Raw genomic sequence first — 204 nt, 5'->3', positions numbered from 1 at the left:
TCCCGCTTTGAAATAATCAACAACCGCATTAGAGATGTAGTAGCCTCCGGATGTATTTCGCGCTTTACCTTCGGTAAATGCGGCAAAACCATCACCACCGTCCGCCAGGAAGCTATTGGTGGCAATGTGATAGATGGTGGCGTCTTCAATGGGTTGGCCGTTTAACGTCAATACGGTGACTCGCTGACCGACCGGTTTACTGCT

At 50.0% G+C, this 204-nt stretch carries 1 protein-coding gene; it reads right to left on the bottom strand.

Annotated elements, in window-relative coordinates; translation table 11 throughout:
* A partial coding sequence (locus FDX22_RS19715) for a 5'-nucleotidase C-terminal domain-containing protein (RefSeq protein ID WP_186805361.1) occupies window positions 1-204 on the bottom strand: 204 nt, incomplete at both ends.

It is taken from the genome of Citrobacter sp. TBCS-14 (genome assembly GCF_005280805.1).
Taxonomy (GTDB): domain Bacteria; phylum Pseudomonadota; class Gammaproteobacteria; order Enterobacterales; family Enterobacteriaceae; genus Citrobacter; species Citrobacter gillenii.
The sequence above is the reverse complement of the archived record's forward strand: the minus strand, read 5'-3'. Positions and strand labels throughout refer to the sequence as shown.